This is a genomic window from Marinomonas epiphytica (assembly GCF_054780655.1).
Window position 1 is genome coordinate 140709 of the sequence record NZ_BAAGVX010000029.1, and the last position, 6326, is coordinate 147034.

The following is a 6326-nucleotide window of genomic DNA, read 5'->3' on the forward strand; positions in this document are numbered from 1 at the left end:
ATGAGTCATAACCACGAAGCTTAGACGAAGGAACGTGCGGGTTTTCTAGGCGTTCTTTAAGTTTCTTTTTGAACTGACTTTGGATTGGTGGAGCTAATTTACTCCACTCTTTCTGGGCAGCAGGCAGAAATTTAAGCTTATAAGTCATCGATATCTACTTCCACCGCTTTAGATAGTTCACCGCGACGGCTTTCGACTAATTTAGCAAGCTCATAATCATCGAGCATATCCATTAAAAACTCATAAGTTTCTGCAGGTACTAGATAAGCTGCTGGCTTATTGTGGTTAAGGATAGCAATAGCAGAGCCATCTGCTTCGTTTAACAAAGCTGTTGGATTTTTCTTTAACTCAGAGATACTTGCTGAACAATCAGCTAAAACTTGTCTCATAACAACACCAATTAAGCATTCAAATAAGCTCTAATTTTAGACCTTATTTATAGTCTTGGCTAGAGATTCACCCTTTACCAATCTCGCTGTATTTATTTTCTAGCTTCTCGGGATTAGTACAGGAAGAAAGAACTAATACGCTAATAACTAGAGAAATTACTCGTATATTCATTTGAGCCTATAACGCTCCGAGTTTACGCGATTGTTATGTTCTTTTGCTTTACCAATAAACAGGGTCATTGAATTCCTTAACGCACATGGGGCGTTCTTTGATAGTTGGAATTGGCTCTGCCGTTAAAGATTGGCCAAGCCAACCAAATGGCATTGACAGCTTTAGAGGAGCCTGAATTACATCTTCTGAAAGAGCCTGAAACCCCACCCTTGAATAAAAGGATGGGTCGCCATATGTGACAGCGACACTTACGGAGCGCTTCTTGAGTTCATTAAGCCAATAATTGGGGTCAGAGTAAAATTAATAATTGGGGTCAGAGTAAAATTAAATCTCTACGATCAGCCATCATCAATATTTTTACGCCACCCATCTTTTCGTCCACGCTTTGCCTGCGTTTGCCGTTGCTCTGTTAGCAATTCTATTTGCTCTTTAAATCGATCATTTCCTAATGCTAAGCCTTTATTTGCAGTTAAACGAATGTCTTCTAGCAATTTATTATCTACATGATACTGAAACATTGCTCGATACACATCACATCGCTCTTCTTTTGTTCTCCCCAATGATTGATAAAGTTCATGGGGTGTCAGTAGCTCACTGTTAATACCCAAACCGTTACATTGGTAACTTGACCAAGAATAGTCAGCAGGATCTTTCACCATATTAGCCCTAACTGGGTTTAACTCAATATAGCGGTACAAATGAAAAAGGTAACTTTGGTCTTGCACTAGACAGGACTTAAAGCGCCCTTCCCACAAAGTGCCAGTACGTTGATAGGTATAGTTAAAATAGCGTACATATTGTCTGCCTAGCGACTGCATCATTTTGGAGATAGATGCAGTACTGCTTGGCGTACACAACAAATGCACATGATTCGTCATAAACACCCAGGCATGGAGACTCCTTTCTCACATACTTTAGGATATAGAAAGATAGCATGAAGTGGGGTTAGCTAGGGAGTTGATTTAATTTTACTCTGACCCCAATTATCTACTTTAGGATAGAGAAAGATAGCATGAAGTGGGGTTAGCTAGGGAGTCTATTTAATTTTACTCTGACCCCAATTATCGAAAGTGCCAAGCGTTGGGAATCTGTCTTAAACGCTTTGTTATTCTGCTGTTACGAGAACCTCGATGCTAACTTTTTGTACACTGCATCTTTGTCTCGTTTTCCAATAGCCAACACATACACCACGATTTCATCGTCAATGACTTCATAGGCTAAGCGATAACCTGCTGTACGCAGTTTGATCTTATATACTGAGTCATAACCACGAAGCTTAGACGAAGGAACGTGCGGGTTTTCTAGGCGTTCTTTAAGTTTCTTTTTGAACTGACTTTGGATTGGTGGAGCTAATTTACTCCACTCTTTCTGGGCAGCAGGCAGAAATTTAAGCTTATAAGTCATCGATATCTACTTCCACCGCTTCAGATAGTTCACCGCGACGGCTTTCGACTAATTTAGCAAGCTCATAATCATCGAGCATATCCATTAAAAACTCATAAGTTTCTGCAGGTACTAGATAAGCTGCTGGCTTATTGTGGTTAAGGATAGCAATAGCAGAGCCATCTGCTTCGTTTAACAAAGCTGTTGGATTTTTCTTTAACTCAGAGATACTTGCTGAACAATCAGCTAAAACTTGTCTCATAACAACACCAATTAAGCATTCAAATAAGATCTAATTTTAGAGCTTATTTATAGTCTTGGCTAGAGATTTATGATTGCAGCAACGCCGCAAACAACAGCGCATAGGTTGGCAGTGTTTTTGCCGCTTTTTGTTTTTGGCAAAAACGATGCCAGCCGTATTGCGTCTGTTTTGATTTGCCTTGTTATGCTTTTCTCTCGCCTAAAACTTCTTTAAAAGCAAACATTCCGTTCAATGCTGCTGGAAAACCAGCATACACTGACATTTGTAAAATAACTTCTTTTATTTCGTCTTCCATGCAACCGACATTTAATGCTGCATTTAGATGAACCTTCAACTGTGGCTGGCAGTTCCCCAAGGCTGTTAATGCCGCCACTGTAGCTATTTCTCTTGATTTTAAATCAAGAGCTGGACGTGTATAGATATCACCAAACGGATATTCAATTGTAAATTTTGCAAGGTCAGGACATATGTCTTGCAAACTGTTAATAACATTCTGACCGGCCTCACCATCGATTTTTGTTAGTTGCTCTAACCCCATGTCGAACTTAGATTTTTCCATGATACTCTCCTTTGTTAATTTGGAGATGCAATCTTACAAGTTAGAGTAAACTCTAAGTCAACTAACTTTTTTTTCCTTATATAGCTGAATCTTATTTTCAAGTGCCGACAAATGAGATAATTGTGAATCAATATGCTTCTTAATAGTCTCTTTATGTGCCTCTAACAGCTCTTGTCTACTTTGCACTGTCTCAGGACCTGCTTCTCGTAGCAACGCATATTCTAAAATAGACTCCAACGGCATTCCTGTTTCTTTTAAACGAACAATAAAACTAACCCAGTCAATGTCTTTGGAGGTATAAACTCTGTGGCCATTACTATTACGGCCAATATTTTTAAGCAAACCAATTTTTTCGTAATACCGAAGAGTATGAGAAGACAACCCTGTCAGCTCAGAAAACTTTTTCATATTCACAGTGCTATCAACTCCCTAGGAAACTTCCCACTAAGGGGCGATAACACATGGGCTAAAATTAGGAACGAAGTGACGCAGCCCATGTGTTAGCGTCCCAGCGAGCGAAGCGAGAGCCTTAAGTGGCTTGTTATATTCACTGCTCATTAAGAGGCCTGTTCTTTATATAAGTCCATCCTTCTCGACCACCTGCCAGAGTAAAACCTCTTGCTTTCATTTCAATTAGAAGTCTTCTGCAATCTTCTTTCTCGGCTCCTGTTACTTTACACAACGTTTCGAGTGAGCGTCCTTCTGCAAAGTTGGGATCGTCAAGCATACTTTTGAGTAAAGCTTTTCTTAGATAGTCCAACTTTTTCTTATCTTTTCTCTGTAAATTAAAAACTATTACATTTCCAATTATTGCGATTAAAGCCCCAATTACGACACCACCAAATGCAATCCAAGCTGTCCAAAAACTTACATCGCTTACAACTTTTTCTGTTATTTGGGATATTAATTGCTCATCCAAAGTTCAATCACTCCTTGTTTGAATATAACGCCCTTGTTAAACGGCCCAAACTTGCTGGCTATTTCTATAATAATTGGCTGGCGGTTATTACCTCACTGGATGATATGCTCGGCATAGCTAGGCATAGAAACTCTCGGGCGACGTGGCATGGAGACTCCTTTCTCACATACTTTAGGATAGAGAAAGATAACATGAAGTGGGGTTAGCTAGGGAGTCGATTTAATTTTACTCTGACCCCATTTATCCTGATTTTACTCTGACCCCATTTATCCTGGATATAGAAAGATAGCATAAAGTGGGGTTAGCTAGGGAGTCGATTTAATTTTACTCTGACCCAATTATCTTAACTAAATAGCAAGCTTTACCTTCACCAGCTTTCGATAGGCTCTAAAATTTTCTCTATGTTCTTTAACCAACTTATACATCTCATCCGAAAATGCCTCATATTTTCTTTCTTGCTCTCTATCTCCAAACTGTCCGCCGCGATCACAATTCCAATATGGGTGTAAGCACATCCATTCATCATTTGTACCATGAGATAATTGATGAAAATTGTTGATTAGAAAAGCATTAAATTTAATAGCAGATTCTTTTAATACATCAACAGCTAGACATAAATCTTGATCTGCATATGAATTTTCAGAATTGTTAATTTCATGCATGAATTTTTCTACTGCATCATAGCGCGAATAAAAATAAGCATGATCCCTCTCTAAGGTATCGAAAATGGTATTTAGTATATTTTCATCCATTACTCCATTTAGGTAATTAAATACCTTCTTATCATGTTCACGTTGCTCCGAATTATCCTCTGGTACATTTGCTGCAATCTGCAACTTGTTTTTCTCACGCTGTAGAACGATATTGTGAATGAGACCAAAAGCCACAAGGGTAAGGCCTATATAGCCATCGTTGCTACCTAATATTTCAATCTTAAAGTTTTCTTCTATGATCGCTCGAATAATAGCTTCAACAAAAGGCGTAGAAGTAAGCGCTAAACCTGCACCTACTACAGTCCATGTAACTTTGTTAGAAAACTCAGGAAAAAATAACCTAAATATTTTTTCCACTTGATCCCAAGAAAACTTCAATTTTATATCCTTTTAGCATAAACAACATTTTAACAGGACACGCACGCTAAGAACCTTGAAAACACTGAATTTTCAAAGTGCACCTCATTAATAACTGTTCTAATTTCTTATTATGTTTTTGTTACTCGGTGCCATATATATGCTGGTCGCTTCTTCAATCTTTGTTGATGTGATATTGAAGGGAAAGCCTCAGCTACTCCCGCAGATACACTACACATAAGAGCGGGAATCAAAGGCAATGAAGACCCTGTAGCAATAGCTGCCGAAAAACCAACTAAACTACTTAGTACGCCTTTAACCCCAGAGCTAGAGATTGAGTTCACGTTATCTCTAATCTCATTAATCTGTGGCATAATTTCTTTATGGAACAGCAATTCTGCTTTCGCCTTAAAGTTTTCAGGTGCGACACAACTAAGTTCTTCAGTAACGCTCATTAATGAATAATTAAATCTTTCAAATGCTGTCGAATATTTACCTCTTAGCTCAATAATGGTCTTTGGAGACTCTATGTTTATAAAACTATTATTCGCCTCAAGAAATTTTGCCGGAATTGATCCACTACTACAGTCTAAATGTCCTGACATTGCTAAGAATTTCGATTCGAATGAGGACTCTGTTACATAAGTATGACCCATCTTCGAAGCCAAGCAGGTTTCGTTATAAATATTGATAAGCCTAGCTCTTATTGCCTGATTTATTGTCTGATATGCCCACTGTTTAAATTTTTCTTTTGAAAGAATACCATCCTTATCCCAAGTTATTACTCCATTCTCAAGAGTCTGAAACAAATATAGACTCACACCTGAATGCCAATAATCATCTTTAAAGCTAACATTTAAAGCGGTTCGTCTACGAACTTCAGCACTTTCAGTAAGCCTTAGCATTCGTCCTTTGTCATCCATAAAAACAGACCTTAATATCGCATTATCATGAACAAAATCATGAATTTCTTCTGGAATCGAAGACCTGAAAGCATCATCTGAATGCAACAAAGGGATTTCGTCACTTGGTTTATTGAAGTAAGAGATAGGAATGACTTTAATAAAACCAGATTTAATTAATTCAAAAGCCCATGAGAATAATTCCAACCCTTTTGATAATTGCTCATAACTTATAGTCGAAGCTGAAGATACAAGCGGGTCATCAATAACTATTGATTCATATACTAAAGCTGAGGATAGTAGTTTATTACAGCTAACATCTGCCGAACTAGTACTGAATAACGCACTTAACATTTTGCTATCATATACATAATCTACATCTGACTCTGCCGTTTCAATTCGAGCATTAGAGTACTGTGAGACTCTTGATGAAACTTCAGCATCTGGTAATGAAGAAATATCAACGGCTTGTCCTGACGCAGTAAGTAACCCTGCATCAATCAGTAGGTCAAGTGCTAAAATACTCATTTATCTCCCTTAAACGTAACATCTATGGACACTCCGATTTTTGCAAGCAAAATCAAGTATTAACAAGAGTAGTTTTGCAGCCATCTATTCGGATTTTTTGTAAGACATTAATTGCCTTTATCCCTGATGAACTTCGCCGACT

Annotated in this window: 10 protein-coding genes; all 10 read right to left on the reverse strand. The window is 38.1% G+C overall.

Annotation, left to right across the window (positions count from 1 at the left end):
• Positions 1-148 (reverse strand): type II toxin-antitoxin system RelE family toxin (locus tag ACYVGZ_RS08825; protein WP_460754150.1); only part of this gene is annotated, 148 nt, incomplete at its 3' end.
• Entirely contained in the window at positions 138-389 is a 252-nt protein-coding gene (locus ACYVGZ_RS08830) for a type II toxin-antitoxin system Phd/YefM family antitoxin (protein ID WP_460754120.1), read from the reverse strand. The genes ACYVGZ_RS08825 and ACYVGZ_RS08830, both read right to left, overlap by 11 nt.
• A 510-nt stretch (positions 390-899) precedes the next feature.
• The gene (locus tag ACYVGZ_RS08835; RefSeq protein ID WP_460754123.1) at positions 900-1445 is read right to left on the reverse strand and encodes a transposase; all 546 of its coding nucleotides are present in this window, start codon (positions 1443-1445) and stop codon (positions 900-902) included.
• A 232-nt stretch (positions 1446-1677) separates the two neighbouring features.
• Complete coding sequence (locus tag ACYVGZ_RS08840; RefSeq protein ID WP_039476365.1) at positions 1678-1965, reverse strand: type II toxin-antitoxin system RelE family toxin; 288 nt, start codon at positions 1963-1965, stop codon at positions 1678-1680.
• Positions 1955-2206 (reverse strand): type II toxin-antitoxin system Phd/YefM family antitoxin, encoded by a 252-nt coding sequence (locus ACYVGZ_RS08845; RefSeq protein WP_017038856.1) that lies wholly within the window; start codon positions 2204-2206, stop codon positions 1955-1957. Before ACYVGZ_RS08845 ends, ACYVGZ_RS08840 begins: the two co-directional genes overlap by 11 nt.
• Before the next feature lie 181 nt (positions 2207-2387).
• Positions 2388-2765 carry a carboxymuconolactone decarboxylase family protein gene (locus tag ACYVGZ_RS08850; protein ID WP_460754128.1) on the reverse strand — a complete coding sequence of 126 codons (378 nt, stop codon included), beginning with the start codon at positions 2763-2765 and terminating at the stop codon, positions 2388-2390.
• A gap of 57 nt (positions 2766-2822) precedes the next feature.
• Positions 2823-3173, reverse strand: a complete 351-nt coding sequence (locus ACYVGZ_RS08855; protein ID WP_460754154.1) for a MerR family transcriptional regulator — start codon at positions 3171-3173, stop codon at positions 2823-2825.
• Positions 3174-3312: 139 nt separating this feature from the next.
• On the reverse strand, positions 3313-3684 hold the full coding sequence (locus ACYVGZ_RS08860; RefSeq protein WP_460754131.1) for a hypothetical protein: 372 nt from the start codon (positions 3682-3684) through the stop codon (positions 3313-3315).
• Positions 3685-4031: 347 nt separating this feature from the next.
• Positions 4032-4775 carry a hypothetical protein gene (locus ACYVGZ_RS08865; RefSeq protein WP_460754134.1) on the reverse strand — a complete coding sequence of 248 codons (744 nt, stop codon included), beginning with the start codon at positions 4773-4775 and terminating at the stop codon, positions 4032-4034.
• Between the two features lie 110 nt (positions 4776-4885).
• Complete coding sequence (locus ACYVGZ_RS08870) at positions 4886-6184, reverse strand: hypothetical protein (protein ID WP_460754137.1); 1299 nt, start codon at positions 6182-6184, stop codon at positions 4886-4888.
• Positions 6185-6326: the final 142 nt, after the last annotated feature.

What these genes read in the sequence shown, in the direction of transcription:
- ACYVGZ_RS08830 (WP_460754120.1), bottom strand. Translation starts at nt 389, where the DNA reads ATGAGACAAGTTTTAGCTGATTGTTCAGCAAGTATCTCTGAGTTAAAG.
- ACYVGZ_RS08840 (WP_039476365.1), bottom strand. Translation starts at nt 1,965, where the DNA reads ATGACTTATAAGCTTAAATTTCTGCCTGCTGCCCAGAAAGAGTGGAGT.
- ACYVGZ_RS08845 (WP_017038856.1), bottom strand. Translation starts at nt 2,206, where the DNA reads ATGAGACAAGTTTTAGCTGATTGTTCAGCAAGTATCTCTGAGTTAAAG.
- ACYVGZ_RS08850 (WP_460754128.1), bottom strand. Translation starts at nt 2,765, where the DNA reads ATGGAAAAATCTAAGTTCGACATGGGGTTAGAGCAACTAACAAAAATC.
- ACYVGZ_RS08855 (WP_460754154.1), bottom strand. Translation starts at nt 3,173, where the DNA reads ATGAAAAAGTTTTCTGAGCTGACAGGGTTGTCTTCTCATACTCTTCGG.
- ACYVGZ_RS08870 (WP_460754137.1), bottom strand. Translation starts at nt 6,184, where the DNA reads ATGAGTATTTTAGCACTTGACCTACTGATTGATGCAGGGTTACTTACT.